Origin of the sequence: Streptomyces silaceus (assembly GCF_001419745.1) — a bacterium.
Taxonomy (GTDB): Bacteria; Actinomycetota; Actinomycetes; order Streptomycetales; family Streptomycetaceae; genus Streptomyces; species Streptomyces silaceus.
Genome location: NZ_LIRJ01000036.1, coordinates 17,877 through 44,713, shown reverse-complemented (window position 1 = coordinate 44,713; position 26,837 = coordinate 17,877). Strand labels below are relative to the sequence as shown.

Annotated in this window: 28 protein-coding genes and 2 pseudogenes; 25 read left to right on the top strand and 5 right to left on the bottom strand. The window is 69.6% G+C overall.

The features are described from left to right. Nucleotides 1–264, top strand: a pseudogene (locus tag AOK22_RS04305) (MBL fold metallo-hydrolase); the annotation flags it as partial. On the opposite strand, the gene AOK22_RS04300 reads toward AOK22_RS04305, so the two are convergent. Next, a complete protein-coding gene (locus AOK22_RS04300) occupies nucleotides 222–1,298 on the bottom strand; it encodes an NUDIX hydrolase (protein WP_055697194.1) in 1,077 nt (358 codons plus the stop codon). The pseudogene AOK22_RS04305 and the gene AOK22_RS04300 overlap by 43 nt on opposite strands. Further along, nucleotides 1,295–1,660 carry a hypothetical protein gene (locus AOK22_RS04295; protein ID WP_055697193.1) on the bottom strand — a complete coding sequence of 122 codons (366 nt, stop codon included), beginning with the start codon at nucleotides 1,658–1,660 and terminating at the stop codon, nucleotides 1,295–1,297. Before AOK22_RS04295 ends, AOK22_RS04300 begins: the two co-directional genes overlap by 4 nt. Nucleotides 1,661–1,910: 250 nt before the next feature. Between AOK22_RS04295 and AOK22_RS41285 the strand changes: the two genes are divergently transcribed. From AOK22_RS41285 to AOK22_RS04275, 4 genes are all read left to right on the top strand, one after another. Continuing rightward, nucleotides 1,911–2,429 carry a hypothetical protein gene (locus AOK22_RS41285; RefSeq protein WP_141753696.1) on the top strand — a complete coding sequence of 173 codons (519 nt, stop codon included), beginning with the start codon at nucleotides 1,911–1,913 and terminating at the stop codon, nucleotides 2,427–2,429. 242 nt (nucleotides 2,430–2,671) lie between these two features. Then, nucleotides 2,672–3,208 (top strand): hypothetical protein, encoded by a 537-nt coding sequence (locus AOK22_RS41280; RefSeq protein WP_157872174.1) that lies wholly within the window; start codon nucleotides 2,672–2,674, stop codon nucleotides 3,206–3,208. 1,377 nt (nucleotides 3,209–4,585) lie between these two features. Next, nucleotides 4,586–5,122 (top strand): hypothetical protein, encoded by a 537-nt coding sequence (locus AOK22_RS41275; protein WP_157872173.1) that lies wholly within the window; start codon nucleotides 4,586–4,588, stop codon nucleotides 5,120–5,122. Nucleotides 5,123–5,566: 444 nt separating this feature from the next. Next, nucleotides 5,567–5,956: an anti-sigma factor antagonist gene (locus AOK22_RS04275; RefSeq protein WP_079036331.1), complete on the top strand. Its 390-nt coding sequence runs from the start codon at nucleotides 5,567–5,569 to the stop codon at nucleotides 5,954–5,956. A gap of 54 nt (nucleotides 5,957–6,010) precedes the next feature. On the opposite strand, the gene AOK22_RS04270 is transcribed toward AOK22_RS04275, so the two are convergent. Next, the gene (locus AOK22_RS04270; protein ID WP_055697188.1) at nucleotides 6,011–6,685 is read right to left on the bottom strand and encodes a TetR/AcrR family transcriptional regulator; all 675 of its coding nucleotides are present in this window, start codon (nucleotides 6,683–6,685) and stop codon (nucleotides 6,011–6,013) included. A gap of 65 nt (nucleotides 6,686–6,750) precedes the next feature. Between AOK22_RS04270 and AOK22_RS39455 the strand changes: the two genes are divergently transcribed. The 3 genes from AOK22_RS39455 (at nucleotide 6,751) to AOK22_RS04255 (ending at nucleotide 10,055) form a co-directional block, all read left to right on the top strand. Continuing rightward, nucleotides 6,751–8,295 (top strand): MFS transporter, encoded by a 1,545-nt coding sequence (locus AOK22_RS39455; RefSeq protein WP_244164690.1) that lies wholly within the window; start codon nucleotides 6,751–6,753, stop codon nucleotides 8,293–8,295. A gap of 58 nt (nucleotides 8,296–8,353) precedes the next feature. Continuing rightward, complete coding sequence (locus AOK22_RS04260) at nucleotides 8,354–9,256, top strand: tRNA (adenine-N1)-methyltransferase (protein ID WP_055697187.1); 903 nt, start codon at nucleotides 8,354–8,356, stop codon at nucleotides 9,254–9,256. Nucleotides 9,257–9,476: 220 nt separating this feature from the next. After that, nucleotides 9,477–10,055 (top strand): hypothetical protein, encoded by a 579-nt coding sequence (locus AOK22_RS04255; RefSeq protein WP_055697186.1) that lies wholly within the window; start codon nucleotides 9,477–9,479, stop codon nucleotides 10,053–10,055. Between the two features lie 19 nt (nucleotides 10,056–10,074). Here AOK22_RS04255 and AOK22_RS04250 read toward each other — a convergent pair whose 3' ends face one another. Beyond that, nucleotides 10,075–10,386 (bottom strand): ferredoxin, encoded by a 312-nt coding sequence (locus tag AOK22_RS04250; protein WP_055697185.1) that lies wholly within the window; start codon nucleotides 10,384–10,386, stop codon nucleotides 10,075–10,077. 254 nt (nucleotides 10,387–10,640) lie between these two features. Between AOK22_RS04250 and arc the strand changes: the two genes are divergently transcribed. From arc to prcA, 6 genes and pseudogenes are all read left to right on the top strand, one after another. Further along, nucleotides 10,641–12,407 carry a proteasome ATPase gene (arc, locus tag AOK22_RS04245; RefSeq protein ID WP_055697184.1) on the top strand — a complete coding sequence of 589 codons (1,767 nt, stop codon included), beginning with the start codon at nucleotides 10,641–10,643 and terminating at the stop codon, nucleotides 12,405–12,407. A 213-nt stretch (nucleotides 12,408–12,620) separates the two neighbouring features. Continuing rightward, complete coding sequence (dop, locus tag AOK22_RS04240) at nucleotides 12,621–14,132, top strand: depupylase/deamidase Dop (protein WP_079036329.1); 1,512 nt, start codon at nucleotides 12,621–12,623, stop codon at nucleotides 14,130–14,132. Between the two features lie 119 nt (nucleotides 14,133–14,251). Next, nucleotides 14,252–14,470, top strand: a complete 219-nt coding sequence (locus AOK22_RS04235; protein ID WP_030782898.1) for a ubiquitin-like protein Pup — start codon at nucleotides 14,252–14,254, stop codon at nucleotides 14,468–14,470. Nucleotides 14,471–14,624: 154 nt separating this feature from the next. Then, nucleotides 14,625–14,816: pseudogene (locus tag AOK22_RS42500) on the top strand (endonuclease domain-containing protein); the annotation flags it as partial. Next, entirely contained in the window at nucleotides 14,768–15,613 is an 846-nt protein-coding gene (prcB, locus tag AOK22_RS04230) for a proteasome subunit beta (RefSeq protein ID WP_055697182.1), read from the top strand. The pseudogene AOK22_RS42500 and the gene prcB, both read left to right, overlap by 49 nt. A 52-nt stretch (nucleotides 15,614–15,665) precedes the next feature. Next, the gene (gene prcA / locus AOK22_RS04225; RefSeq protein ID WP_055697181.1) at nucleotides 15,666–16,442 is read left to right on the top strand and encodes a proteasome subunit alpha; all 777 of its coding nucleotides are present in this window, start codon (nucleotides 15,666–15,668) and stop codon (nucleotides 16,440–16,442) included. 74 nt (nucleotides 16,443–16,516) lie between these two features. Here prcA and AOK22_RS04220 read toward each other — a convergent pair whose 3' ends face one another. Further along, the gene (locus tag AOK22_RS04220) at nucleotides 16,517–17,524 is read right to left on the bottom strand and encodes a LacI family DNA-binding transcriptional regulator (RefSeq protein ID WP_167357827.1); all 1,008 of its coding nucleotides are present in this window, start codon (nucleotides 17,522–17,524) and stop codon (nucleotides 16,517–16,519) included. A 144-nt stretch (nucleotides 17,525–17,668) separates the two neighbouring features. Between AOK22_RS04220 and AOK22_RS04215 the strand changes: the two genes are divergently transcribed. The 11 genes from AOK22_RS04215 (at nucleotide 17,669) to AOK22_RS04165 (ending at nucleotide 26,810) form a co-directional block, all read left to right on the top strand. After that, nucleotides 17,669–18,928, top strand: a complete 1,260-nt coding sequence (locus AOK22_RS04215) for an MFS transporter (RefSeq protein WP_055697179.1) — start codon at nucleotides 17,669–17,671, stop codon at nucleotides 18,926–18,928. Between the two features lie 9 nt (nucleotides 18,929–18,937). Next, the gene (gene pafA / locus AOK22_RS04210; RefSeq protein ID WP_055697178.1) at nucleotides 18,938–20,299 is read left to right on the top strand and encodes a Pup--protein ligase; all 1,362 of its coding nucleotides are present in this window, start codon (nucleotides 18,938–18,940) and stop codon (nucleotides 20,297–20,299) included. A 129-nt stretch (nucleotides 20,300–20,428) separates the two neighbouring features. Beyond that, nucleotides 20,429–21,427: an FKBP-type peptidyl-prolyl cis-trans isomerase gene (locus AOK22_RS04205; RefSeq protein ID WP_055697177.1), complete on the top strand. Its 999-nt coding sequence runs from the start codon at nucleotides 20,429–20,431 to the stop codon at nucleotides 21,425–21,427. A 58-nt stretch (nucleotides 21,428–21,485) separates the two neighbouring features. Next, entirely contained in the window at nucleotides 21,486–21,860 is a 375-nt protein-coding gene (locus AOK22_RS04200) for an FKBP-type peptidyl-prolyl cis-trans isomerase (protein WP_055567247.1), read from the top strand. Nucleotides 21,861–21,997: 137 nt separating this feature from the next. Further along, nucleotides 21,998–22,951, top strand: a complete 954-nt coding sequence (locus AOK22_RS04195) for a helix-turn-helix transcriptional regulator (RefSeq protein ID WP_055697176.1) — start codon at nucleotides 21,998–22,000, stop codon at nucleotides 22,949–22,951. Between the two features lie 16 nt (nucleotides 22,952–22,967). Then, a complete protein-coding gene (locus tag AOK22_RS04190; RefSeq protein ID WP_055697175.1) occupies nucleotides 22,968–23,945 on the top strand; it encodes a helix-turn-helix transcriptional regulator in 978 nt (325 codons plus the stop codon). 11 nt (nucleotides 23,946–23,956) lie between these two features. Continuing rightward, nucleotides 23,957–24,214, top strand: coding sequence for a hypothetical protein (locus tag AOK22_RS04185; RefSeq protein ID WP_055697174.1), 258 nt, complete (start codon nucleotides 23,957–23,959; stop codon nucleotides 24,212–24,214). A gap of 9 nt (nucleotides 24,215–24,223) precedes the next feature. Further along, the gene (locus tag AOK22_RS04180; protein WP_055697173.1) at nucleotides 24,224–24,421 is read left to right on the top strand and encodes a hypothetical protein; all 198 of its coding nucleotides are present in this window, start codon (nucleotides 24,224–24,226) and stop codon (nucleotides 24,419–24,421) included. 207 nt (nucleotides 24,422–24,628) lie between these two features. Further along, on the top strand, nucleotides 24,629–24,913 hold the full coding sequence (gene tatA / locus AOK22_RS04175) for a Sec-independent protein translocase subunit TatA (protein WP_055697172.1): 285 nt from the start codon (nucleotides 24,629–24,631) through the stop codon (nucleotides 24,911–24,913). A 92-nt stretch (nucleotides 24,914–25,005) separates the two neighbouring features. Continuing rightward, complete coding sequence (tatC, locus tag AOK22_RS04170) at nucleotides 25,006–25,902, top strand: twin-arginine translocase subunit TatC (RefSeq protein ID WP_055697197.1); 897 nt, start codon at nucleotides 25,006–25,008, stop codon at nucleotides 25,900–25,902. Nucleotides 25,903–25,919: 17 nt separating this feature from the next. Then, on the top strand, nucleotides 25,920–26,810 hold the full coding sequence (locus AOK22_RS04165; RefSeq protein WP_055697171.1) for a diacylglycerol kinase: 891 nt from the start codon (nucleotides 25,920–25,922) through the stop codon (nucleotides 26,808–26,810). The last annotated feature ends 27 nt before the right edge of the window (nucleotides 26,811–26,837 follow it).

The following is a 26,837-nucleotide window of genomic DNA, read 5'->3' as shown; positions in this document are numbered from 1 at the left end:
GCCGTTCATCTGCCCGCGCGCGGGGTGCTGTTCACGGGCGACGCGGTCGCCGCGTCGCCCGTGGACGGCCAGGTGGTACTCGGCGTGTTCAATCTCGACCGCGCGCGTGCGATCGACTCGTTGCGCCGGCTGGCCGCGCTGGAGCACGAGGTGGCGTGCTTCGGGCACGGGGACCCGGTGACGGAGCGGGCCTCGGAGGTGCTGCGGGCCGCGGCGGACGGCTATGCGTCGAGCCCGTCGCCGGGGGCGCCGGCCTCCAGGTAGAGCGTGGTGCCGCGCTCGCGTGCGCGCAGCGCCCAGCGGAGCCTCGCGTAGCGCACGGCGGGGAGCAGGCCGGCGGCCTCCTCCTCGGTGACGAAGCGCCAGGCGCGCAGTTCGGGCCCTGGCAGCAGCATGCGGACCTCGCCGCCGTCGAGTCTGCCGCCGTCGAAGAGCAGGCGCATCCCGCCGTATCCGGGTGGGATGGGCGGCTCCCAGTCGGCGACGAGCAGGCGCGGGGTCCCGGTGAGCTGGATGCCGGTCTCCTCCGCCACTTCACGCACACCCGCGCGCGCGGGTGCCTCGCCCGGTTCGACGACGCCGCCGGGGAACTCCCATCCGGGCTTGTACGTCGGGTCGACGAGCAGCACCCGGTCCTGCTCGTCGAAGAGGAGCACTCCGGCGGCGAGGGTCTCGGCGGTGGGCTCGGGTGTCTGCACGATGTCGCAGACGGGCGCGGTGCCGGTACGGACGGCGTCGGCGAGGCGTTCGGCGGTCTCGTACGGGGTGAGTGCGGTGGTGTCGATGCGGTGGGCGTCCGCGCCGAGCCAGCCGGTGAGGGCGGTGCGATACGGCTCGATGGGGTCGGACGACCACTGCCGGACGCGCATCGTTCCGTCCGTTCCGTCCGCTCTGTCCGCCCCGTCGGACGGGTCCGGGGCCGCGTCCCGGCCGGCCGCTCGTGCGCGCAGGATCGTTTCATCCGGGGCGAGCAGGACATGGTGCACGGCGATCCTGCGCGAGGCGAGACCGCCGAAGATCTCATCGCGGTACTCCTGGCGCAGCAGTGTCATCGGCACCACGAGCGCGCCGCCGACCTCCGCGTGCAGCGCGGCGGCCGTGTCGACGACGAGCCTGCGCCAGATCGGCAGGTCCTGATGGTCACTCACCTCGGCGAGGTGCTTGGGCGGCAGCAGCTGGGTCAGTGCGCCGCCGATGACCTCGGGGTCGAAGAGTGTGCTGTTCGGGATCAGCTCGATCAGTTCCCGTGCGGCGCTGGTCTTGCCCGCACCGGACGCGCCGTTGATCCAGACGATCATTCATTCTCCAGCACCGGAAGGCCGCTGAACAGCGGCGGAGGCTCGTTGAGTAGATCATCTGGGGACGAGATGGGAAACGGTGGTGTCCACAGTCCGGCCCCCAGTACTTCCTTCTCCCAAACGGACTGCAGGTACTCCACGATCCGCTCTTCCATCGCGAGCGTGACTTCACTGTACGTACCCTCGATGCCCGGCAGCTCGTGTCCCATGCACGCCGCGATCGCCACCTTGGGGATATCGCCCGGCTCGTCCGACTTGGCCTTCGCCTTCGCCCAGTGCCGCAAACGGTAGATGTCCTCGACGGCCTTCCCGGGAACAGCCGGGATCTTAGGGCGCTGCCACCGGTCGTATCGTGCCCGCACGATGCGCTATCCGCGCCGTCCCGCATCGAATAGCAGTAGTCCACCTTGAAGTTCGTCGACAGCATCGGCTTGCCCGTCGTCGCGCGCCGAGATCGAATACGGCGAGCCGGAGATCGCGCGCGCAGTCGCCGAGCGGGGCCGAGAAGTCCATGAGGCCATGACCGCTCGTCGAGGACGGCGGAAAGGCCGTGCGCCGCCCTGGCCGGCCTGCCTGGCAGTCGCCATACGGGCCCCTGAGGCGCCGCTCGCGATGGAGGCCAAGGTCGAAGCGACGCCGTCGCACGGGCGGACGCGCTGGACCCGCGACGCCGGCGCCACACCGGCCAACGGACGGCGCCGTACGCCGCGCTGTGGCTCCTCGCACGCATCGAGCAGAACGGCGGGGCCGTTCACCGTGCTCACCAACCCGCAGCGCACACGCATCGGCTTCGTCGCAGAGGGCGCGGCTGAGCGCGTCGAGCGGGCCCTCGACATCGCCGCGCCACACCGCACCCTCGCCCAACCCTGCACATGCGGCGGGAAGACGACTAGCGGATGGGCCAAAGCCATCATTATGCCAGATGGCCTTGGGAGCCAATGGGAGATTCGGGCGCAGGGGCGAGGGGCTTCAGCATCCAATGGCCTTTGGGCGCACCAGGTCCAAAACGGCCAGGTCCTCACCTTCCGCAAACCCAAGATGTTCGGAATCTGGGTCGACGTCATCCAAATCGGCTTCCTTGGCGCTTTAGATCCAGGCGATCGTGTCGTGTTCACGTGGCGGCACGATTAATGGGGAAGGCCGGCAGCCCCTCGCGCACTGCACGGGGTACGGGCAGGTCTGGAGCGAGGGCCGGATGATCGCGGCAGCGCGCGGGCTCGCCGCAGCGTAATTCGCGTGCCCGTCAAGAGCCCCACGGCTACGCCGAGTTCTGTTCAGGTGCGCAGGTTGCGGCTACTTCTTTGGGTGAAACTACGCCGCCACCACTTCGATCTCTGAGCATCCAGACACGGGCCGTCCGCCACGGGGGGGGCGTGCCCGCCTCCGCCGGTTGCCCGCTCGGGACCTCGGCCACGCCGTCGATGAGCGCGAGCTTCTTCTCGTGCTCTGAAGGCGTCGCCGCACTCGGCGCTATCGCAGCCGTCCTAGGTGGGATCGTTGGGGCGGCTGGCGCCATCGGCGGCGCCGTCGCAGCAGCACGCTTACAAGATCGTTCGCGCCGACGCGAGCAAGCTTCGCAGGCATTCGCAGCATTCGTCGAAGCCCTTTTCACATGGGACTCCCTGGTTCCCGAGAACTATGAAGCGCACCTTCCCCTCGAACAGCTGAGAGGCCAGTTGGAGGAGGCACTCGGCACCATCAACGCCACGAGCGCCAAGGTTCTGGTACTCGGTGACAGCAACTTCAAGGCACCCGTCATGCAAGTCACCATGACTGTCCGTAGAACGCACGCTCAGTTCGTGCTACCGGCCCCGGCTCGCGGTGAAAGGCGCTTCTCGGTCCCAGATCAAGAAATTACCGCAGACATGGAGATGCTGTACCGTCTGCTCACCTCACAGGCCGCACCATGAAATCACTCCGCCTCGTAGTGCTTCGCCCGACTGCCCCGCCACTTCACTCCTGATCCACGCATGCTGTGCCGTTGCCAAGCGCGTCGCCGAGTTCAAGGACTGTCCCGGCCGACGGGCGTTCACCGGTGACCGGGCCGCGGACGACGATGCGCGCAACTCAGTACGTCGTGGACCACAACAGGGGGCTTGGCCGCAGCGCCACCAATCTCTGAGCCCACGTCGTCGCGTCACGAAGTCCCCGCCGCACCCCTGCGTGGGCCTTCACTCATTCCTGGTCGCATCCGGGAGGAGTCGAGGCGTACCGTCTGGGACGCGCAACGCGTTGCGCCAAGGCGAGCTTCGGCTGCGACCGTCGCCCAAGCGAACGATTGCCCTCACTACCACCTTCCGCCCCGGGCGCGCCCTCCGATACTCCTCAATGCCGGGCCACATCGGCTCAACCCAATCCCGCGTCTCACCGGGGTTCATCAGGTAGAAGCCGTTCATCTCGAACTTGAACGGCCGCGTGTACGGAGGCGGATTGCTACGTGACGCCGTCCTAATGCTGTAATGCTCCCCGTCCTCCAGGGTCGCCTCGTCATGCACTCCGACTCGGAGGCGAACCCTCAGACGTGGACCGTGCAGAAAGTAGTTGGCGATCTGCCAGCACACCGACAGGACCGAGAAGATCAATCCGAGGAGTGCGATCACAAACGTAGTCGAGTCAGTCCCGCCCATAGACGGAACGTAGAGCCGCCTAGGGCGTAGGGACAGAGCGCAGGCACCCTCAGAAGGGTGCCTTTGGTGCAGCGACAAGGAGTGCTGTTCCCGTCCGCGCGGACACCGTGCGCCGCCGCGATCCGTCCTCGTGGAGCCGGGCGACTGCCCTCAACCACGCTTGGGGGACCACGCGCCGCACCAGCTCGGCGCGCTGGACATCGGCCGCGAGCTCGTCACCCGGCGGGGTGCTGCTCGGCGCGCAGACCCGCCCTCAGGCAGGCCTCTCAACGAGCCTTGGACGCCTCAGCTCAGCGAGCACCTCCTGCGGCCGGCACCTCGCCTCCGAGAGGCTGCAACGCGCTCTTGAAAACACTCTGGGCAAAGCTCAGGAGCTCGTGCCCCTCGACGAGGGCGCCCTCGAACGCTCCGGTCGTGTCGACGTGGACGGGCCGAACGGTGTGATCAGTTCCGACACCGTGTACGCAGTCCGTCAGCATGGAGAGCTCACCTGGAAGTACTTGCCGGGCAGACAGGCCAAGTACTTGGAGCGGCCCATGAAAAGTGATCGCGAGGTCATGCTCCGGTTGATGGCCGTCCCACTGCTTCACTGGTTTCGCGGTTAGCCAGCTTCTCCCGGTATCACCCCTTCCGCAGGACTATTGGGTGATGAGACCGGAAGTGATCGGAGCGATCATAGGAGCTGGCACGGCGCTCGTCGCTGCCGGGGCCGGCCTCCTCGGAGCACGGCTCGGAGCACGCTCCGTAGAACAAGGTGCTGTCATCGCAGCGGAAGCCGTGGCCCGGCAGGTCCATTCTCAAGCCGCCGTCGACCACGGCCATTGGCAACGTGAGCAGCGCGCCACAGCCTGTAACACAATCCTCCAAAGCTTCGACGATGCTGTACTTCAGTTTCGACTGACCATGGCTGCCGACGGAGACCTCGAGGGGATCGAGCAGGCGGCAACCAGACTGCAGGAAGCGGTGATTGGTGTATCACGGGCCCGCGTCTCAGTGTCCGTTGCCGGGCCGCCGGCCTTGGTCCAGCAGGCGGAGAACTTGCTCGACCTGGCGAATTCCTTGATCGTATTTTTGCAGGAGGACCTCACGGGCCGGGAGGAAGAGGCAGCCGGCCTCCCCGACCGAGTCCACGAAGCTCGGGAAAGGTTCATCGACACGTGCAGAGAAGAGCTGGGCCGAGCCCCAACGGTCGAGTGACCGGCTTCACCTAGCCCGGCGTTCGCCGTCGTCGGCGTGGGGCTGCCCGTGGTCGCTGCGGCGACCACAGCCCTGATGGGGCCGGCGGCGGGGCTGCTGCGGACCTGGCGGTGAAGGCGTTCCCGATGATCACGGTGTGCCCTCTTCCGTAGGCCCCCCCTGCTGGTGTTGGCCCCCTGTGGCTTGCCCGCAACACCCTGCCATGGAAACCAGACGCTGATACGAGAGGAGCGCTCACGACTTTTCTTGATGTCAAGCTTTTTGCAACGACTTCACTCCAACGAGTGGTGCGGCACTTCCGTGAATCGTTCCCGCACTCCAGAGTGCGCCGGTCCCCGCTAGCGTTACTGCACAGGCGCCCCAGCCCCCGGTGGCCTCCACACATGGCACTCCGTTGCAGCGCGCCCCGACGAAGGCGCGCGAGCGTCCGCGCTGGGGGGATGGATGCGGCAGGACCAACTGAGCGAATACGCACGCGAGGAGTCCGATCAACCTCCTCGGGTGTACGGGCTCGACCGCGCCATCGTGGTCGAGCTGCACGGCGAAATCGATCTCGTGGCCTATCAGCGGATGGTTCCCCTGCTGGACTCCGTGGCCGCGGGCCCTGAACCGATCGTGGTCATCGACCTGAGCAAGGTCGACTTCTTCGACTGCTCCGGGGTCGCCTTGCTGATGCGGGCCCGTCGGCGCGTCAGACACCGGGGCGGCGAGCTGCGCGTCGTCTGCTCGCACCCCTTGACCCTGCGCATCCTGCGCATCACGAACCTCTCGGCGACCCTGTCACCGGCACCGACGGTCAGCGCCGCGCTGCTCGAACCGTACGGCGAGGGCTGACGCGGCCGGGACGAGGACCGGGGGCCCGGGAACCGGTGCCCCCGATGAACCATGTCATCCGGTGCGCAGCGGCCGCCTGCGCGGCTTCGCGGGCGCGTGGCGGCGCTGATAGTGCTCGCGCCAGGCCGGTGTCGCGGCACCGCCCATGACCGTCATCACGACGTCGTGGGCGAGCGACTCCGTGACGGGCAGATGACCGAAGAGCACCCGGTGGTAGGTCGTGGCGCCGAGCATGTCCAGGAGCAGGTCGATGTCGGCGTCCGGCCGGATGTCACCGCGCTCGATGCCGCGCCGCAGCGCCGCCTCGGTGGTGGTCCGGCGCGGACGGAAGATCGTCTCGGTGAACACCCGGTCCAGCTCGGGGTCGTCGGCCAGTTCGGCCATCAGCGCCGGAAGCGTACGACGCCCCAGGCTGCCGCCGAACGCGCGGCTGAGCGTGTCGATCCCCTCGATCAGGTCGCAGTGCGTGCACCCCGTGTCGGGCGTCGGCGCCGTGCCCATCATGTCGGCCAGGGCGGCGATGACGAGGTGCTGCCGGGACGGCCAGCGGCGCCGGATGGCCGGCTTCGTCGTGCCCGCGCGCCGCGCCACGGCCTCCATCGTCAGGCCGGGGTAACCGGCCTCCTCCAGCAGTTCCTGCGTCGCCGTCAGGATCGCCTCGTCGAGCCGGCTGTCGCGCGGACGACCCGCGGGGCGTGCGGCGCGGGCCGCGGGATCGGGGGTTGCCATGGGAGGGAGTATAGGTAGCATGTGATTTCGTTCCGTTCCGGATCGAAACATAAGGAGGGGTCGTCTTGCCCGAGCAGGATCCGACCGCCGAACGCGTGCTCGCCAAGTCCTCGGATTTACGTGCCGCGGAATCACGTGACGCACGATCACGTGACGTCGTACGCCAGGACACCGAGCCCGGAGGCGTCCCACGCGAAGGCACCGAACCCGACGGCCACGAAGGCGTGTTCAGCGCCCCCTACGCGGCGCTGACCTGGGGCATCGTCCTGTCGGTCGGCCTGGTCGCCTTCGAGTCCATGGGCGTGGCCACCGTCCTGCCCGAAATCGCCGGAAGACTCGGCGGGTTGGGCGCCTACGGCTGGGGCCTTTCGGCGCTGATGCTCGCCAACCTCATCGGGACCGTCACCGCGAGCCGGGACGCCGACCGGCGCGGCCCCGCACGGCCGTTGGCCCTCGGTCTCGCGGTCTTCGCCGTCGGCTGCGCGGTGGCGGGGTCGGCGGCGAACTGGCCGATGTTCCTGGCCGGGCGATTCCTGCAGGGGCTCGGGGTCGGCGCCGTGATGGCCCTCGCGTACACCGCGATCGCACTGGCCTATCCGCAACGGCTGCGCGCCCGGATGTTCGCGCTCGTGTCGGGCGGCTGGACCGTTCCGTCGCTGGTCGGGCCGACGATCGCCGCCCTGATCTCCGATCACGTCTCCTGGCGCGGCGTGTTCGTGCTGCTGCTTCCGCTGGTCGCCCTCGCGGCCGTGCTCGTACTCCCGCAACTGCGCAGGCTCGGCGGTGCCGACCGGGCGCCGGCCCTCGACGGCGGGCCGTGGTGGGCGACCCCGGTGGCGCGCAGCGTTCTGCTCGCCGCGGGCACCGGCGTCCTGCTCGCCGGCCTGATGATCTCCAACCTCATCGTCGCCGTCTTCAACCTGCTGCCCGGCCTGCCCCTCGACGGCGGCCGGATGCTCCGCGCCGTCGTCTGGAAGATCACCGGCAAGCCCATGAGCGGCACCATCGCCGCCGCCTGGGTCGGCCGCGCCCTGGCCGTCTCCGTCCTCATCGGCCTGCCCCTGCTCAACCAGTCCGGCGCCCTGGGCGGCGAGCCCCAGGACATCGGCGGCATGGACACCGTCACCGACGCCCTGCTCGCCGCGATCCTCGCCGCCATCATCTGGACCGGCGCCGGGAACAGCCTCCGCATGGCCCGCCTGCGCGAGCACCTGCCCGAGCTGCGCGCCCGCACCCTGACCCGCCGCGCCGTCCCCGTCGAGGGCGACACCCCGCTCTCCGAGGCCCTGCGCCGGGCCAACGAAGCCGGCGCCCGTGCCCTCGTGGTCGTCGACCCGGACGGCGACCCCCTGGCCGTCGTCCGCGAGGCCGCCATCGTCTCCGTGCCCCAGCACCGCCGCCCCTGGGTCACCGTCGATGGCCTCGCCCAGGACATCACCGAAGGCATGCGGGTCTCCGCCGAGCTCGCCGGGGAGGAACTGCTCGACACCCTGCGGGCCACCCCCGCCACCGAGTACCTCGTCGTCGAGGAATCCGGTGAGATCTACGGCGTCCTGTCCGCCGCCGACGTCGAGCGCGCCTTCGTCAAGGCCATGGCCCGCCCCGCCTAGCGGCCCCCCGGGCCCTGCCGTGGTCCGCGGCCCCCGTCACGGCCGGTAGGCTGGTCACATGTCCGAACCGACCGGTGCCGCCCGCCGTCGCGGGCCCTTCAAGGTCGGGGACCAGGTCCAGCTCACCGACCCCAAGGGACGCCACTACACGTTCACGCTCGAAGAGGGAAAGAACTTCCACACCCACAAGGGTTCCTTCCCGCACGACGAGCTGATCGGCGCTCCCGAGGGCAGTGTTGTCCGTACCACGGGAAACGTCGCCTACCTGGCGCTGCGACCCCTGCTCCCCGACTACGTCCTGTCCATGCCCCGCGGCGCCGCCGTGGTCTACCCCAAGGACGCGGGGCAGATCCTGGCCTTCGCCGACATCTTCCCCGGCGCGCGCGTCGTCGAGGCGGGCGTGGGCTCCGGCTCGCTCAGCAGCTTCCTGCTGCGCGCCATCGGTGACCAGGGAATGCTGCACTCGTACGAGCGCCGTGAGGACTTCGCCGAGATCGCCCAGCAGAACGTGGAGCGCTACTTCGGCGGCCCGCACCCCGCCTGGCAGCTCACCGTCGGCGACCTCCAGGACAACCTGAGCGACACCGACGTCGACCGCGTCATCCTCGACATGCTCGCCCCCTGGGAGTGCCTGGAGGCCGTCTCCAAGGCGCTCGTCCCCGGCGGCATCCTGTGCTGCTACGTGGCGACCACCACCCAGCTCGCCCGGACCGTCGAGTCCATCCGCGAGATCGGCGGCTTCAACGAGCCGACCGCCTGGGAGTCGATGATCCGCAACTGGCACATCGAGGGCCTCGCGGTCCGTCCCGACCACCGCATGATCGGGCACACGGGCTTCCTCCTGACCGCCCGCCGCCTCGCGGACGGCGTCGAGCCCCCCATGCGCCGTCGCCGCCCCGCCAAGGGCGCCTACGGCGAGGACTACTCCGGTCCGAACGCCGACGGAGGCACCCCGCGCTGACCCGCGCGGCGGGCCCCGGCCAAAAAGCTGGCGCCGCCGCCGAGTTCCCTGACCGACCGGGGAACTCGGCGGCGGCGCCGTTTCGTTGACAGGGCACCAGCGGCGTATCAGAAGAATCAAGAGACCCCACCGGACCCCGGTGTTCCTCCTCACTGTGACCTATGGCACGATGCTGGCCACCTCCCCCACCGGCACAGCCCTCACAGGAGACACTTCTCTCGTGCAGCACCCCGCCGTCCCGGAACTGGCACACACCACCACGCGCCCCGTCCACTGGCTGGCCACCGCCGCCGCCCTGGCCGCCGTCATCGCGGGCTCCGCCGTCCTGCAGCCCGACTCGGCGACCGCCGCGCAGACCGGGCCGCCGCACTCCAGAGCCGCAGCGGGCGCGCACGCCCCGGCCCCCGACCCCGCCGCCGTCGACTTCCCGATCAGCTGCGGCCCGGTCGACCCCGTCGTCAAGAAGAAGGCCTCCGGCGACCTCGACGGGGACGGCAGGCCGGAGACCGTCGCCGTCGTGCACTGCCGGGCCGGCTCGGGCACCCCGCCCGACGGCGTCTACGTCATCACCCGGTCGGGATCGGGCAGGCCCCGAGTCGTCGCCACACTGGTCGACCCCAAGGACCGACTGAACGTGAGCGATTTCGCCGTACGCGACGGCGCGGTCGCCGCCACCCTGCTCGGCTACTCCTCACCGGAGGTGCCCCGCTGCTGCCCGGACCGTCAGGACAAGGCCACGTGGCAGTGGAAGGACGGCACATTCGAGCGGACGGGACCGGCCGAGGCCCGGAGCGTCTGATACCCCGCCGGACGCGGAGTCACTCCGCGTCCGGTCCGTACACCTCGACCCTGTCCGAAACGCGACGCACATGAATGCAGTCGCCGGGGCATTCCTTGGCGGAGTCGACCACGTCGGTCAGCAGCGGCAGCGGCACCGGAGTCGTCGCCCCGGGCGCCTGCAGCAGCTCGTCGTCGGCGCTCTTCACATACGCCAGACCGTCGATGTCCAGCTCGAAGACCTCGGGCGCGTACTGCGCGCAGATGCCGTCCCCGGTGCAGAGGTCTTGGTCGATCCAGACCTCCAGCAGATCGCTCTCACTGCCGGTCTCGGCCTCGTGCCGCACGGTCATCTCTCCTGCCGGTCGCTGCGCCGGGCGGCCCCAATTTGCAGTAAGTCGGGCCAGCCCTGACGGGTGTTGAACACTTCGACGATACAACCGCCCGCTTTCCGATGTTGTTGGGTGGGTATTCCCCTGACGTGAGGGAGAGCGCAAGGGTGAAGATCGGACACACCCCCATCGTCTTTGTGATCTAGGGGTTTCAATCGACACCCACCCAGGTAGGGTCTGGAAGCGTCCAGCTCCCCTTGGAGGAGGTGAGGACCGTGGCAGCCCACGACGACGACATCAACCGCGGCATCCGGCCGGGGCGAGGGTCTGAAGACCCTGCCGGTCAGGTTGCCTATCTCGAGCAGGAAATCGCCGTCCTGCGACGTAAGCTCGCCGACTCTCCGCGTCATACGAGGATTCTCGAAGAGCGGATCGTCGAGCTGCAGACCAACCTGGCCGGCGTGTCCGCGCAGAACGAGCGGCTCGCCAACACACTCCGCGAGGCCCGCGACCAGATCGTGGCCCTCAAGGAGGAGGTCGACCGGCTCGCGCAGCCGCCGGCCGGCTTCGGAGTCTTCCTCGAGGCGAACGAGGACGGCACCGCCGACATCTTCACAGGCGGCCGCAAACTCCGGGTGAACGTGAGCCCAAGCGTCGAGCTCGAAGAGCTCAGGCGTGGCCAGGAAGTGATGCTCAACGAAGCGCTCAACGTGGTCGAGGCCATGGAGTACGAGAGCGTCGGCGACATCGTCACCCTCAAGGAGATCCTCGAGGACGGCGAGCGCGCCCTGGTGGTCGGGCACACCGACGAGGAGCGGGTGGTGCGGCTCGCCGAGCCGCTGCTGGACATCACCATCCGTCCCGGCGACGCCCTCCTGCTGGAACCCCGCTCCGGGTACGTCTACGAGGTCGTGCCGAAGAGCGAGGTCGAGGAGCTCGTCCTCGAAGAGGTCCCCGACATCGGCTACGAGCAGATCGGCGGCCTGGGCAACCAGATCGAGCTCATCCGCGACGCGGTCGAGCTGCCGTACCTGTACCCGGACCTCTTCAAGGAGCACGAACTGCGGCCGCCCAAGGGCGTCCTGCTGTACGGGCCCCCCGGCTGCGGCAAGACGCTGATCGCGAAGGCCGTCGCCAACTCGCTCGCCAAGAAGGTCGCCGAGGTGACCGGACAGGCCGCGGGGAAGAGCTACTTCCTGAACATCAAGGGACCCGAGCTCCTCAACAAGTACGTCGGTGAGACCGAGCGGCAGATCCGCCTCGTCTTCCAGCGTGCGCGGGAGAAGGCAAGCCAGGGCACCCCCGTCATCGTCTTCTTCGACGAGATGGAATCGCTCTTCCGCACCCGTGGATCCGGTGTCAGCTCGGACGTGGAGAACACCATCGTCCCGCAGCTGCTCGCCGAGATCGACGGTGTGGAGGGCCTGGAGAACGTGGTCGTGATCGGCGCCTCCAACCGTGAGGACATGATCGACCCCGCGATCCTGCGCCCCGGACGGCTCGACGTGAAGATCAAGATCGAGCGTCCGGACGCCGAGGCGGCGAAGGACATCTTCGCCAAGTACCTCACCGAGCGGCTGCCGCTGCACGCCGACGACCTCGCCGAGCACAGCGCCGACCGGCACGCCACGGTGCACGGCATGATCCAGTCGGTCGTCGAGCAGATGTACGCCGAGTCCGAGGAAAACCGCTTCCTCGAAGTCACGTACGCCAACGGCGACAAGGAAGTCCTCTACTTCAAGGACTTCAACTCCGGCGCCATGATCGAGAACATCGTGGGCCGCGCCAAGAAGATGGCCATCAAGGCCTTCCTCGAGGCGAACCAGAAGGGCCTCAGGGTCTCTCACCTCCTCCAGGCTTGCGTCGACGAGTTCAAGGAGAACGAGGACCTGCCCAACACCACCAACCCGGACGACTGGGCCAGGATCTCCGGCAAGAAGGGTGAACGGATCGTCTACATCCGCACCCTCGTCACCGGAAAGCAGGGCGCGGACACCGGACGCTCCATCGACACGGTGGCCAACACCGGTCAATACCTGTAGAACACAGGGCGGCTGCGGGTGTCCTTCACGGGTACCCGCAGCCGTCTGTTTTTCAATGAAGGCAATGATCTCCCCACCAGCGCAAAGGCGTTCTAGGCTCTTCGGTACCGCCGAGTCGCGCAGTGCGGGGACGGGCACCGCACACGCACCGGAGAACCAGCGGTACTTGAGCGCCGTTCCCGAACGGGAGCGCCGCCGGGCAAGGAGGGCCGCATGACCGTACGGCGAGTAATGGGCATCGAGACGGAGTACGGCATCTCCGTCCCCGGCCACCCCAACGCCAATGCCATGCTCACCTCGTCCCAGATCGTCAACGCCTACGCCGCGGCGATGCACCGGGCGCGACGCGCCCGCTGGGACTTCGAGGAGGAGAACCCGCTGCGGGACGCGCGGGGTTTCGACCTCGCCCGCGAGGCCGCCGACGCCAGCCAGCTCACCGACGAGGACATCGGCCTCGCCAACGTGATCCTCACCAATGGTGCGCGCCTGTACGTCGACCACGCACACCCCGAATACAGCTCCCCGGAGATCACCAATCCCCGGGACGCCGTCCTCTGGGACAAGGCCGGCGAACGCATCATGGCCGAGGCCGCCGAGCGCGCCGCGGCGCTCCCCGGGGCCCAGCCGATCCACCTCTACAAGAACAACACCGACAACAAGGGCGCCTCGTACGGCACGCACGAGAACTACCTGATGAAGCGGGAGACCCCCTTCTCGGACATCGTGCGCCACCTGACGCCGTTCTTCGTCTCCCGGCAGGTCGTCACCGGCGCGGGACGCGTGGGCATCGGCCAGGACGGCCACGAGCACGGCTTCCAGCTCAGCCAGCGCGCCGACTACTTCGAGGTCGAGGTCGGCCTGGAGACGACACTCAAGCGGCCCATCATCAACACCCGGGACGAGCCGCACTCCGACGCCGAGAAGTACCGCAGGCTGCACGTGATCATCGGGGACGCCAACCTCTCCGAGATCTCGACGTACCTCAAGCTGGGCACCACCTCGCTCGTCCTCGCGATGATCGAGGACGGCTTCATCGCGGTGGACCTGGCCGTGGACCAGCCCGTGCGCACGCTCCACCAGGTCTCCCACGACCCGACCCTCAACCACCTCGTCACGCTCCGCAGCGGCCGCTCACTCACCGCGGTCCAGCTCCAGATGGAGTACTTCGAGCTGGCCCGCAAGTACGTCGAGGAGCGCTACGGCGCGGACGCGGACGAACAGACCAAGGACGTGCTCACCCGCTGGGAGGACGTGCTCGGCCGGCTGGAGAGCGATCCGATGAGCCTCTCCGGAGAGCTCGACTGGGTCGCCAAGCGCGAGCTCATGGAGGGCTACCGCCGCCGTGACGGCCTCGACTGGGACGCCGCGCGGCTCCACCTGGTCGACCTCCAGTACGCCGACGTACGGGCCGAGAAGGGCCTGTACAACCGCTTGGTGGCACGCGGCAAGATGAAGCGCCTCCTGGACGAGGCGGACGTGGAGCGGGCCCAGGCCAAGCCGCCGGAGGATACGCGCGCGTATTTCCGGGGCCGCTGCCTGGAGCAGTACGCGGACGACGTGGCCGCGGCCTCCTGGGACTCGGTCATCTTCGACCTGCCGGGCCGGGACTCCCTCCAGCGGGTGCCCACGCTGGAGCCCCTGCGCGGCACGAGGAACCACGTGAAGGAACTTCTGGACCGCTGCCGTACCGCGGAGGACCTGGTGCGGGTGCTGTCCGGGGGCTGAAAGACCCGGCGTAGGGGAATCATCGAGGTGGTTCCCGGATGTTGTGGAAGTAAGGGGCCGATGTCAGACCTCGCTTGTAGGGTCTGATCAAGAACGTCTAACCGAGCGGGGTGAGGCAGATGGCGACCAAGGACACCGGCGGCGGACAGCAGAAGGCGACGCGCTCCACCGAGGAGACCGAGGAGCAGGCGCAGGATGCGCAGGCTTCCGAGGACCTCAAGGAGCGCCAGGAGAAGCTGAGCGACGACGTGGACTCCGTCCTGGACGAGATCGACGACGTCCTCGAGGAGAACGCGGAGGACTTCGTGCGCTCCTTCGTCCAGAAGGGCGGACAGTAAGTCCTTTTTGTCTTCGATTCCAGGGCCTGCGGGGGCGCTGGAGCACGAAGGCACGGAAGTGAAGCGTTGCCCGCGGTGTCGGGACGAGGAGCCGCGGGCAGCCTTCGCACGGACCGCGACCGTCCAGGCCGGACGGCGACCGTCTCCGACGAACGCTCCGGCCTTTCATGTGGATCAACGCCACGAGGCGGGTAAGGTCCGTGGCGTAATGTGCTTCAACTGCAATTCGGCCATCGGCAAGTTGGGAGATCATCCCGACACTGTTCGTCGGGCTGCCGCCTACTTGGAAGGATCCTCGTGGAAGCCAACACTCGTAGCAACGGGCGTCTACCAGCTGCCTTCCTGACGCCTGGTTCGTCGTCCTTCATGGATTTCCTTTCCGACCACCAGCCCGAGATGCTGCCCGGCAACCGCCAACTGGCGCCCACCCAGGGCCCGCTGGAGGCTCCGCACGGCACCACCATCCTGGCCGTCACGTTCCCCGGCGGCGTGGTCCTCGCCGGTGACCGGCGGGCGACGATGGGCAACGTGATCGCCTCGCGCGACATGGAGAAGGTCTTCCCGGCGGACGAGTACTCGGCGGTGGGCGTCGCCGGTACCGCCGGTCTGGCCGTGGAGATGGTCAAGCTCTTCCAGCTGGAGCTGGAGCACTTCGAGAAGGTGGAGGGCGCGACGCTCTCCCTGGAGGGCAAGGCCAACCGCCTCTCGACGATGATCCGCGGCAACCTCGGCATGGCCATGCAGGGCCTGGCCGTCGTGCCGCTCTTCGCGGGCTACGACGTGGACCGCGAGAAGGGGCGCATCTTCTCGTACGACGTCACGGGCGGGCGCTCCGAGGAGCACGGCTTCGCGGCGACCGGCTCGGGCTCGGTCTTCGCGCGCGGTGCGATGAAGAAGCTCTACCACGACGGTCTGACGGAGGAGCAGGCGACGACCCTGGTCGTCCAGGCCCTGTACGACGCCGCCGACGACGACTCGGCGACCGGTGGTCCGGACGTGGCCCGCCGCATCTTCCCCATCGTCACCGTGATCTCCGACGAGGGGTTCAGGCGGCTGACGGAGGAGGAGACGTCCTCGATCGCGCGCGCGATCCTGGAGAAGCGTCTCGAACAGCCCGACGGCCCGCGGGCCGCGCTGCTCTGATCGCTCCGTATTCGCCACTGACTGAAGTTTTTGACAGAAAGGGACGGATCCGGTGTCGACGCCGTTCTATGTCTCACCCCAGCAGGCCATGGCCGACCGGGCCGAGTACGCCCGCAAGGGCATCGCGCGCGGCCGCAGCCTTGTCGTGATGCAGTACGCCGACGGCATCGTGTTCGTCGGCGAGAACCCGTCCCGCGCGCTGCACAAGTTCAGCGAGATCTACGACCGGATCGGCTTCGCGGCCGCCGGCAAGTACAACGAGTACGAGAACCTGCGGATCGGCGGCGTCCGCTACGCCGACCTCCGCGGCTACACCTACGACCGTGACGACGTGACGGCCCGCGGTCTGGCGAACGTGTACGCGCAGACGCTCGGCACGATCTTCTCCAGCAACGCGGAGAAGCCGTACGAGGTCGAGCTGGTCGTCGCCGAGGTCGGCACGACGCCGGACGGCGACCAGATCTACCGGCTGCCGCACGACGGTTCGATCGTCGACGAGCACGGCTCGGTCGCGGTCGGCGGCAACGCCGAGCAGATCAGCACCTATCTGGACCAGCGCCACGAGGACGGGATGACGCTGGCCGCGGCGCTCAAGCTGGCGGTGACGTCGCTCTCCCGCGACACCAACGGCAGCGAGCGGGAGATCCCCGCGGAGCGCCTCGAGGTGGCCGTCCTGGACCGGACGCGGCCGCAGCAGCGCAAGTTCAAGCGGATCGTCGGACGGCAGCTGTCGCGCCTGCTCGAAGAGGGCGGCACGTCGCAGGCCGCTGCCGCCGGGGACGGCGACGGCGGGTCGGCCGAGCCGGATTCGGGCGGCGACGTCGAGTAGCGCGTTCTCGGGGTGCGCCCCGTGTGCCGGCCCTCGGGCCGGGGCGCGGGGCGCCTTCGTGTGCCGGGGGCGGCTCAGCGCACGGGGCCCGTGGAGCCGCGGACGACGAGCTCGACGGGGAGCGGTGTGGCGTCGGGCGTGCGGCCCTCCAGGACGGCGACGAGGGACTCCATGCCCCGCTCGCCGAAGCGCTCGGCGGGCAGCCGGACGGTGGTGAGCTCCGGTTCGACGGCGGTGGCCAGGATGAGGTCGTCGAACCCGGTGACGGAGAGGTCCTCGGGGACGCGCAGGCCCAGCCGGCGGGCGGCCTTGCAGGCGCCGGCGGAGAGGAAGTCGTCGTCGCAGACGACGGCGGTGGGGCGGGGGCCGGGCGTGGACAGGGCGGCCTCCGCGACGACGCGGGCGCGCTCGACGTCCAGGGGCGCGGCGACGCGGCGTACGGCCGTGTCGGTGCCGCGCAGCGCCTTGGCGAGGGCTTCGGCGCGCAGGTCGAAGGTCCAGGAGTCGACGTCCGCGGCGAGGTGCAGGAAGTCGCGGTGGCCGAGGGCCAGCAGGTGCTCGGTGACCTGGCGCATGCCGTCGGCGAGGTCGAGGTTGACGGTGGTGGCGCCGAGGCTGCCCGCGGGGTCGCTGTCGAGCATGACGAGGGGCAGGTCGTCGCCGCGGATGGTGGCGAGGGCGTCGGAGGCCATGGAGGAGGCGAGGACGCCGTCGAGCGAGGCACGGGCCGAGGCGAAGGGGTCGCGGGCGGGGCCGATGCCGTCGGGGGAGGGGTAGATGACGACGCCGAAGCCGTGGCGGGCGGCGACGCGGGCGGCGCCGGTGTAGACGTGCGCGAAGAACTCGTTGGTGAGCTCGGGGACGACGAGCAGGGCGGTGCGGGTGCGGCCGAGGCGGAGGTTGCGGGCCGCGAGGTTGGGGCGGTAGCCGAGCTCGCGGGCGGCGGTGCGGACGCGCTCGGCGGTGGGGGCGGCGACGCGGCCGCGCCACTTGTCGCCGAGGACGAGGGAGACGGTGGCCTGTGAGACGCCCGCGGCGCGCGCGACGTCGCGGCTCGTGGGGCGGGTGCCCCCGGTGTCCAGCTGTGGTGCGGCCACTGGCGCCTCCTGGTTCGTGCCCGCGTCATGGCTGTGCGGTGGACCGGCGGACAGCGCTCATGGTACGTATGACGCCGAACGTTATACGTAAAACTTCAGCCTCGGCGGTGTGAGGAAGGGCGGCAGGGCATGGCTGCGGGATACGCGGAGATCCTCCGGACGCGCTACGCGATGCGGCTGCTGGCCGGGACGCTGGTGGGCCGGCTGCCGAACGCCACGGCGGCGATCGCCATCGTGCTGTTCATCCGGGCCGAGGGCGGCACGTACAGCCTCGCGGGCGCGCTCGCCGCGGTGTACGGCGTCGCCAACGCCGTGGGGCAGCCGCTGCTCGGCCGGCTGGTCGACCTGTACGGCCAGCCGCGGGTGCAGCTGCCCGCGGCGCTGCTCTCCGCGCTCGGCATGGCCCTCTTCGCCTTCACGGGCCCCGACCGGCTCGCCCTCGCCTACGTCTCGGTGGCCGCCGCGGGGCTCTTCACGCCGCCCCTTGAGGGCGGCCTGCGCGCGCTGTGGCCGAGCGTGCTCGACAAGGAGGAACAGGTCCACACGGCGTACGCCATGGACGCCATCGCCCAGGAAGTCATGTTCACCGCCGGGCCGTTGCTCGTGACGGGCTGTGTGGCGCTGTGGTCGGAGCAGGCGGCCCTGCTCGTCGTGAACGCCGTCGGCGTGCTCGGGGCGCTCTCCGTGGTGATGTCGCGGCCCTCGCGCGCCTGGCGCTCGGCGCCGCGCGAGGCGCACTGGCTCGGGGCCCTGCGCTCGCGCGGACTCCTCGCGCTCCTCGGCGCCTTCCTGTTCATCGGCATGGCGCTCGGCTCCATCACCGTCGCCGGGGTGTCGTACGCCGACGGGCACGGCGGTGACGCGGTGTACGGCTGGATGATGGCGGCGCTCGGCTTCGGCGCGCTGGTGGGCGGCGCGGTGTACGGGGCGCGGCAGTGGAGCGGCGCGCCGGAGCGGCGCCTCGGGCTGCTGGTGGGGCTGCTGGCGCTCTGCTACTGGCCGTTGATGCTCACCCCGGGGGCGGTGGCCATGACGGCGCTCACGGCGCTGGCGGGCGTGTTCCTGGCGCCGGCGCTCGCGTGCGCGTTCATCGTCGTGGACCGGCACGCGCCGCGGGGCACGGTGACGGAGGCGTTCTCGTGGCTCGTGACGACGTTCACGGTGGGGGCCTCGCTGGGCACCGCCGCCGCGGGTCCGGTCGTCGAGTGGGGCGGGACGGCGTGGGGATTCGCGGTGCCCGGACTCGCCGGCGCGGCCGCGTTCGTGGTTCTGCTGGCCACGGCGCGGGTACTCGTACCGGTCGGGGATTCGGAAGTCGTTGCGAGTTCATCGGAAAATGATCGAAACGGTGCTGTCGAACCCGGTTTCAGTGCCGGGCATCAGGCGTAATGTTCAGTCATGGACCGCCGCATTTTCGGGCTGGAGAACGAGTACGGCGTCACATGCACGTTCAGGGGACAGCGCCGCCTGTCTCCTGACGAGGTGGCGCGGTACCTCTTCCGCCGTGTCGTGTCATGGGGCCGCAGCAGCAACGTCTTTCTGCGGAACGGCGCCCGCCTCTATCTTGACGTGGGATCACATCCGGAATACGCCACACCCGAATGTGACAACGTGACCGAGCTGGTCACCCACGACAAAGCGGGCGAGCGCATTCTGGAAGGCCTGCTCGTCGACGCCGAACGTCGCCTGCACGAGGAGGGAATCGCCGGCGACGTCTATCTCTTCAAGAACAACACCGACTCGGCGGGAAACTCCTACGGTTGCCACGAGAACTATCTGGTGGCCCGTCACGGAGAGTTCTCCCGACTCGCGGACATCCTCATTCCGTTCCTCGTCACCCGGCAGCTGTTGTGCGGCGCCGGGAAGGTGCTGCAGACACCGCGCGGAGCCGTGTACTGCGTGAGCCAGCGCGCCGAGCACATCTGGGAAGGGGTGTCCTCCGCGACCACCCGCTCCCGGCCGATCATCAACACCCGCGACGAGCCGCACGCGGACGCCGAGCGCTACCGCAGGCTCCACGTCATCGTCGGCGACTCGAACATGTCCGAGACGACCATGCTCCTGAAGGTCGGCGCCACCGACCTGGTGCTGCGCATGATCGAGGCCGGCACGGTCATGCGCGACCTCACCCTGGAGAACCCGATCCGGGCCATCCGCGAGGTCAGCCACGACATCACCGGCCGGCGCAAGGTGCGCCTGGCCAGCGGCCGCGAGGCCTCGGCCCTCGAAGTGCAGCGCGAGTACTACGAGAAGGCGGTGGACTTCGTCGACCGCCGCGGCATCCGCAGCGGCACCGTCGAACAGGTGCTTGAGCTGTGGGGCCGCACGCTGGACGCGATCGAGGCCGAGGACCTCGACCGGATCGGCACCGAGATCGACTGGGTCATGAAGTACAAGCTCATCGAGCGGTACCGCGCGAAGAACAACATGACCATGTCGCACCCCCGGGTCGCGCAGATAGACCTCGCGTACCACGACATCCACCGTCGCCGAGGGCTCTACTACCTCCTGGAGAAGAAGGGGCAAGCCGCCCGCATCTGCAACGACTTGAAGATCTTCGAGGGCAAGTCGGTGCCGCCGCAGACCACGCGCGCGAGGCTGCGCGGCGACTTCATCCGGCGGGCCCAGGAACAGCGCCGTGACTTCACGGTCGACTGGGTGCACCTCAAGCTCAACGACCAGGCACAGCGCACCGTGTTGTGCAAGGACCCCTTCCGGTCCGTCGACGACCGGGTGGAGAAGCTCATCGCCGGAATGTGAACCCTGTGAAGTGTGGGGCGTTGCGGGAACGCAACGCGGGCGCCGTGCGTTCCTCGTGCGGCGCCCTTCTCACGCCGTAGAGTTGCGCGCACGCCAACCCACAAGATCGATCGATACGAGGCCCCCACCGTGCGCCGACGCTCACTTCTCCTTGCCGTCCCGGCCGGCCTGCTGACGCTGGCAGGCTGTGGTGACGACAAGGCCGACAAGGCCAAGTCCAAGACCAGCGACAGCCCGTCCAACTCGCCGTCGGCCCCGCCGACCGCGAAGATCGTGGACGGCCCGCTGCCCGAGATCACCAAGGGCACGAAGTTCGGCGAGAAGCCGACCGTCGCCAAGGGTCCCGGCAAGGCCTCCTCCGACCTCGCGGTCAAGACCCTGATCGAGGGCAAGGGCAAGGAGGTCGTCAAGGGCGACTACCTCCAGGCCAACTACCTCGGCCAGATCTGGGCGACGGCAAAGGTGTTCGACAACTCCTACGACCGGGGCAACCCCACGGTCTTCCCGATCGGCGTCGGCCAGGTCATCCCCGGCTGGGACCAGGCCCTGGTCGGCAAGAAGATCGACAGCCGTGTGGAGCTCGCCATCCCCCCGAAGATGGGGTACGGCGAGGAGGGCAACAAGCAGGCGGGCATCAAGGGCTCGGACACCCTGGTGTTCGTCGTCGACATCGTCGACACCTTCAACGCCAAGAGCTCGGCCAAGGGCAAGGAGGTCGCGCAGTCCAACAAGGACCTGCCCAAGGTCGGCACGAACACCGACGGCAAGGCCCCCTCGATCGACGTGCCCAAGACGGACGCGCCCAAGAAGCTCGTCGCGTCCTACGTCCTGGAGGGCGACGGGGACGTGGTCAAGGAGACCGACAGCCTCCTGTGCCAGTACAAGGGCGTGCTCTGGGCGGACGGCAAGGAGTTCGACTCCTCGTACAAGAGCGGACAGCTCGCGCAGTTCCAGCTGGCGCAGGTCGTCAAGGGCTGGGCGCAGGGCCTGACCGGCAAGAAGGTCGGCAGCCGCGTCCTCATCGTCATCCCGCCGGAGCTGGGGTACGGCGACCAGCCCCCGCAGGGCAGCTCCATCAAGAAGGACTCCACGCTGGTCTTCTCCGTGGACATCCTCGCGAAGGCCTGAGCCCTCGGGGATGTAAGACTGTCCGCGCTGACCTTTCGTATCAAGCAGGAGCATTTTCGTGAGCATTGACAAGCCCGAGGTCGACTTCCCCGTCGGCGAGCCGCCGGCCGACCTGCAGATCAAGGACATCTGGGAGGGCGACGGGGCGGTCGCCAAGGCGGGCGACTTCGTCAAGGTCCACTACGTGGGCGTCGCCTTCAGCACCGGCGAGGAGTTCGACGCGAGCTGGAACCGGGGCAACCCGCTGGAGTTCCAGCTGGGCGCCGGCCAGGTCATCTCCGGCTGGGACCAGGGCGTGCAGGGCATGAAGGTCGGTGGCCGGCGCGAGCTGACCATCCCGGCCCACCTCGCGTACGGCGACCGCGGCGCCGGCGGCGGCCGCATCGCCCCGGGCGAGACGCTGATCTTCGTCTGCGACCTGGTCTCCGTCTGAGGACGTCTGTGACCTGATCTGTTCGTCAAGGGTCCATGCCTGTCTGGCATGGACCCTTGGCTTTTGCCACGACACCCCGGGGCGGTACGGTCATCGGTCGGAAGCACTGTATGCAGTAAGGCCGAGAAAGGGCGTCGATGGCCATTGCCAAGGCCGAGCGGCTGATGAATCTGGCGCTGTGCCTGCTCGGGACCCGGCGGCCGCTCAGCAAGCGGGAGCTGCGCGAGTCCATCGAGGCCTATCTGGAGGCGGGGTCCGACGACTCCTTCAACCGGATGTTCGAGCGTGACAAGGACGATCTGCGCGAGCTCGGCCTGGTCATCGAGACCGTCGAGAACCTCGACGGCGAGGTGGGCTACCTCGCCCGCCGCGACAGCAACCGGCTGCCGCCCGTCACGATCGACGCCGAGGAGGCCGCGGCCCTGGGCCTGGCCGCCAAGGTCTGGCAGCAGGCGCGCCTGGCCGGGGCCGCCAGCGGCGCCCTGCAGAAGCTGCGCGCCGCGGGCCTGCCCGAGGACGTCGACCCGTACGAGGCGCACGGCGCCCTGGAGCCCCGCATCCCCGCGCACGAGGCGTCCTTCGAACCGCTGATGCTGGCCTGCCGCGACCGCCGCCCCGTCGTCTTCGACTACCGCAAGGCCACCGCCGCCCAGCCCGAGCAGCGCCACGTGGAGCCCTGGGCGCTGGAGTGCTGGCGCGGACACTGGTATCTCGCGGGCTGGGACCGCGACCGGCGGGCCGAGCGCGTCTTCCGGCTCTCGCGGATCACCGGCAAGGTGCGCGCCCGCGCGGGCAAGTACACCGCCGACGTCCCCGACGTCGTCACGGTCCGTGAGACCGTCGCGAGCTGGGCCGGGGAGATCGCCGACCGCACCGCCCGGATCCGGCTGCGCACGGGCGCCGGCTACCCGCTGCGGGCCAAGGCCGTCTCGGTGCGGGAACGGGGCGACGGGTGGGACGAGTTGGAGATTCCGTACGGCCACGGCCTGGACGCGTGGCTGGTGGAGTTCGGGCCCGACGTGGTGGTCGTGGAGCCCGCCGAGCTGCGGGCCGACGTGGTGGACCGGCTGCGTGCCGTGGCCAAGGGCTGAGGGGGAGCGCAGACCAATGGCCTCGAACGCCATCGACCAGACGCGACGCATGCTGTCGCTGGTGACCTATCTGCGCGAGCGCCCCGGCGCCCACGTCGAGGACGTCGCCCGTGCCTTCGGGATCACCACGGACGAGCTGATCTCCGACCTGGACGTGCTGCCGCTGTGCGGCACCAGCTTCCGCGGCGGCGACCTGCTCGACATCGACACCGACGGTGACCGCATCTGGTGGCACAACCCCGACGACGTGGCCGCCCCGCTGCGCCTGGCCGCCGACGAGGCGACCGCGCTCCTGGTGGCGGCCCGCGCCGTGGCCACGCTGCCGGGCCTCAGGGAGAGCGACCGCCTCGCGCTGCTGCGCGCCACCGCGAAGCTGGAGACCGCGGCCGGCGAGGCGGCGGGCGCCAGCGCCCGGCTCTCGGTGACCTTCGAGTCCGAGGGCGGCGTCTTCGCCGACGTCGACCGGGCCATCTCCGAGCGCCGCAGGCTCTGGATCCGCTACTACTCGCCCGCGCGCGACGAGGTCACCGAGCGCGAGATCGACCCGATCCGCCTGGTGAGCGTCGGCCACACCTATGTCGAGGCGTGGTGCAGGCGCTCCGAGGCGCGGCGCACCTTCCGGCTCGACCGCGTCGCCGAGATCAAGATCCTGGACGAGCCGTCCGCGCCGCCCGAGGTCGAGCTGCGCGACCTGTCCGAGGGCCTGGTGCAGCCCGCCGCCGAGGACCCCGAGGTCGTCGTCGAGGTCGGCCCCGGCGGCCGCTGGGTCGCCGAGTACTACCCCCACGACAGCGCCGACGAGCTGCCCGACGGCGGCCTGCGGATCACCCTGCGCACCCCCGACCCCGCCTCGCTGCGCCGCCTCGCGCTGCGCCTGGGCGGCGACGGGCGGATCGTCTCCCCGGCCCAGCTGGCGGACAGCGCGCGGCAGGCCGCCCGGGAGGCCCTCGCGGCCTACGAGAGGGACTACGACAGGCAGGAGCAGGGGCATTGAGCACACCAACCATGTCCGGATTGCCGGGAGTGCCGGCGCAGCGGCCCGCGCCCGTCCTCTTCACGGCCTCCTGCCCCGACTGCCGCGCCCGCTTCGAGCTGTCCGCGGGGGCCCTGCGGCTCGCGATCGGCGCCAGCGCGCGCACGACCTTCTACTCCTTCACCTGCCCCGAGTGCGAGGCCGCGGTGCGCAAGCCCGCGGGCGAGCGCATCGTCGAACTGCTCACCGGCGGTGGGGTGCGGACGCTGCGCCTGCACTCGACCGTCTAGGCTCGGCGCATGTTCTGGGCGATGCTCGCGATCACGGCGGGCTTCTTGGGTCTCGCCGTCCTCGGCGTACTGGCGATCAAGGTCTTCGTGGAGGCACAGCGGCTCGGCCGCCAGGTGACCGAGACCACACGGCAGATCAACAAGGCGGCGGAGGACCTCGAGAGGGCCGCGGCCGGAGTGGCCCGTGCGGGCCGAGGGGCTCTTTAGCCTCCGCGACCTGTCAACGGCCCAAGGCGTGCGGGTACGCTGCGAATACGGCCCGGATCGAGGCGGGGGCCGTACTCGGAGTATGCGCGGGGATTGCCGAGCGTTTACCCCGGGGGGTTACGATCGCTGCCAGCGCGGAGGTCGGATGAATGTCCGATCTGCGAGCAAACCAGACTCCTGTCGCCTCGGTGAAGAAGGTATACAGCTATGGGTAGGCTCGGCCCCACCGAGATCATTCTCATCCTCGTCATCATCGTCCTGCTCTTCGGCGCCAAGAAGCTGCCCGACATGGCGCGCTCGCTGGGCAAGTCGGCCCGCATCCTCAAGAGCGAGGCCAAGGCCATGAAGTCCGAGAGCAAGGACGACGCCGCCGCCCCGGCCGACCCGCCGAGCGACCCCGCCGTCCAGCAGCGCACGATCCAGGCGGCCCCCGGCGACGTGACCAGCTCGCGCCCGGTCACCGAGCCCACCGACCGTACGACGCAGCGCTGATCCAAGGCCGGCGCAGGCCGGCCTGCCGCACGAGATGAGGACGTGGGTTGCTCAACTCTGCCCGCAAGAAGGAGAAGGACCCCGAGGGGCGGATGCCCCTCGCGGAGCACCTGCGCGAGCTCCGCAACCGGCTCGCGAAGGGCATGCTGGCGATCACGGTCGTGGCGATCGTGGCCGCCTTCTACAGCGAGAAGCTGATGAAGTTCCTCGCGTCTCCGGTGCCGCGCTGTCCTGACGGCGGCCTGGAGAGCAAGGGCGGCGAGTGCGCGGTCGTCGCCTACACCGACCTGCTGTCGCCCTTCACCACCACGGTCAAGGTCAGCGTCATGGCGGGCGTCATCATCGCCAGCCCGATCTGGCTGTACCAGCTGTGGGCGTTCATCGCCCCGGGGCTGCACAAGAGCGAGCGCAAGTACACCTACGCCTTCGTGTCCGCCGCCGTGCCGCTGTTCGCGGGCGGCGCCTGGCTCGCGTGGGTGATCATGCCGATCAGCATGCGCGTGCTCCTCGGCATCACGCCGGACGGCTCGGCGAACATCCTGCCGATGGACAAGATCCTCGACTTCACCGTCCGGATGATCCTGGTCTTCGGCGCGGCCTTCGAGCTGCCGCTGCTGCTGATCATGCTGAACCTCACGGGCATGGTGACCGGCAAGCGCATGGCGGGCTGGTGGCGCGGTGTCGTCATGGGCGTGTTCATCTTCGGCGCGGTGGCCACTCCGACCACCGACCCGTTCGGGATGATCGCCCTCGCGGGCCCGATCGTCGTCCTGTACTTCATCGCCGTGGGCTTCTCGCTCCTCAACGACAAGCGGCGCAGGCGCAACGACCCCGATGCCGAGCTGGACGACGACGAGGCGTCCGACATCGACCTCACGCCCGAGGACATCGGCGACGTCGACTCCGTGCGACCGCCCAGGGCGCTGCCCGAGCAGGCGGGCAGCGGACGCACCGACCAACGCGTCAACGGTTTCGACGACGTGACCTGACCTTGTAGGGTCCCGCCGTGACAAGCGAGATCACCCTCTTCGTCAATCCCACCGCGGGCCGCGGCCGGGGCGCTCACGCGGCGCAGCCGGCCGCTTCCGCATTGCGGGCCCGCGGCTTCTCCGTCCGGACGGTCATCGGTGAGGACGCCCCGGACGCGCTGCGGCGGGCCCGGGAGGCCGTCGACGGCGGCACCGGGGCCCTCATAGCCGTCGGTGGCGACGGCATGGCCAGCCTCGCGCTGCAGGCCGTCGCCGGGACACGCACCCCGCTCGGGGTGATCGCCGTGGGCACCGGCAACGACTTCGCGCGGGCGCTCGGGCTCCCGGTGCGCGAGCCGGCCGCGGCCGGGGAGATCGTGGCCGAGGCGCTCAAGGGGGCGCGCACCCGCGACGTCGACCTGGGGAAGGTCGGCGACACCTGGTTCGGGACGGTGCTCGCCTCGGGCTTCGACTCGCGGGTCAACGACCGCGGCAACCGCGCGCGATGGCCCACGGGACGCTTCAAGTACGACCTCGCGATGGTCGCCGAGCTCGCCGCCTTCAGGCCGATCCCGTACCGCATCACGCTGGACGACGGCGTCGTCCACGAGGTCGAGGCCACGCTCGTCGCGGTCGGCAACGGCACCTCGTACGGCGGCGGCATGCGGATCTGCGCCGGGGCCGACCTGGAGGACGGGCTCTTCGACATCACCGTGGTGGGGGACTGCAGCCGCGCGACGCTGCTCAAGGTCTTCCCGCGCGTCTACAAGGGCACCCATCTCGACCATCCGAAGGTCACCGTCCACCGGGCCGCGCGGGTGGAGCTGGCCGCGCCCGGGATCACGGGGTACGCGGACGGGGAGCCCCTGGGCGCACTGCCGCTGAGGGCGGAGTGCGTGGCGGGGGCGGTGCGCGTGCTCGCACCGTGAGCCGCCGATATTGATCGTCCGTTGTCA

Coding starts and splice junctions, on each gene's coding strand:
- AOK22_RS04300 (WP_055697194.1), bottom strand. CDS start 1,298: ATGATCGTCTGGATCAACGGCGCGTCCGGTGCGGGCAAGACCAGCGCC.
- AOK22_RS41285 (WP_141753696.1), top strand. CDS start 1,911: ATGGAGGCCAAGGTCGAAGCGACGCCGTCGCACGGGCGGACGCGCTGG.
- AOK22_RS04275 (WP_079036331.1), top strand. CDS start 5,567: ATGCGGCAGGACCAACTGAGCGAATACGCACGCGAGGAGTCCGATCAA.
- AOK22_RS04270 (WP_055697188.1), bottom strand. CDS start 6,685: ATGGCAACCCCCGATCCCGCGGCCCGCGCCGCACGCCCCGCGGGTCGT.
- AOK22_RS04260 (WP_055697187.1), top strand. CDS start 8,354: ATGTCCGAACCGACCGGTGCCGCCCGCCGTCGCGGGCCCTTCAAGGTC.
- AOK22_RS04250 (WP_055697185.1), bottom strand. CDS start 10,386: ATGACCGTGCGGCACGAGGCCGAGACCGGCAGTGAGAGCGATCTGCTG.
- dop (WP_079036329.1), top strand. CDS start 12,621: ATGACCGTACGGCGAGTAATGGGCATCGAGACGGAGTACGGCATCTCC.
- AOK22_RS04235 (WP_030782898.1), top strand. CDS start 14,252: ATGGCGACCAAGGACACCGGCGGCGGACAGCAGAAGGCGACGCGCTCC.
- AOK22_RS04215 (WP_055697179.1), top strand. CDS start 17,669: ATGGCTGCGGGATACGCGGAGATCCTCCGGACGCGCTACGCGATGCGG.
- pafA (WP_055697178.1), top strand. CDS start 18,938: ATGGACCGCCGCATTTTCGGGCTGGAGAACGAGTACGGCGTCACATGC.
- AOK22_RS04195 (WP_055697176.1), top strand. CDS start 21,998: ATGGCCATTGCCAAGGCCGAGCGGCTGATGAATCTGGCGCTGTGCCTG.
- AOK22_RS04190 (WP_055697175.1), top strand. CDS start 22,968: ATGGCCTCGAACGCCATCGACCAGACGCGACGCATGCTGTCGCTGGTG.
- AOK22_RS04185 (WP_055697174.1), top strand. CDS start 23,957: ATGTCCGGATTGCCGGGAGTGCCGGCGCAGCGGCCCGCGCCCGTCCTC.
- AOK22_RS04180 (WP_055697173.1), top strand. CDS start 24,224: ATGTTCTGGGCGATGCTCGCGATCACGGCGGGCTTCTTGGGTCTCGCC.
- tatA (WP_055697172.1), top strand. CDS start 24,629: ATGGGTAGGCTCGGCCCCACCGAGATCATTCTCATCCTCGTCATCATC.
- tatC (WP_055697197.1), top strand. CDS start 25,006: ATGCCCCTCGCGGAGCACCTGCGCGAGCTCCGCAACCGGCTCGCGAAG.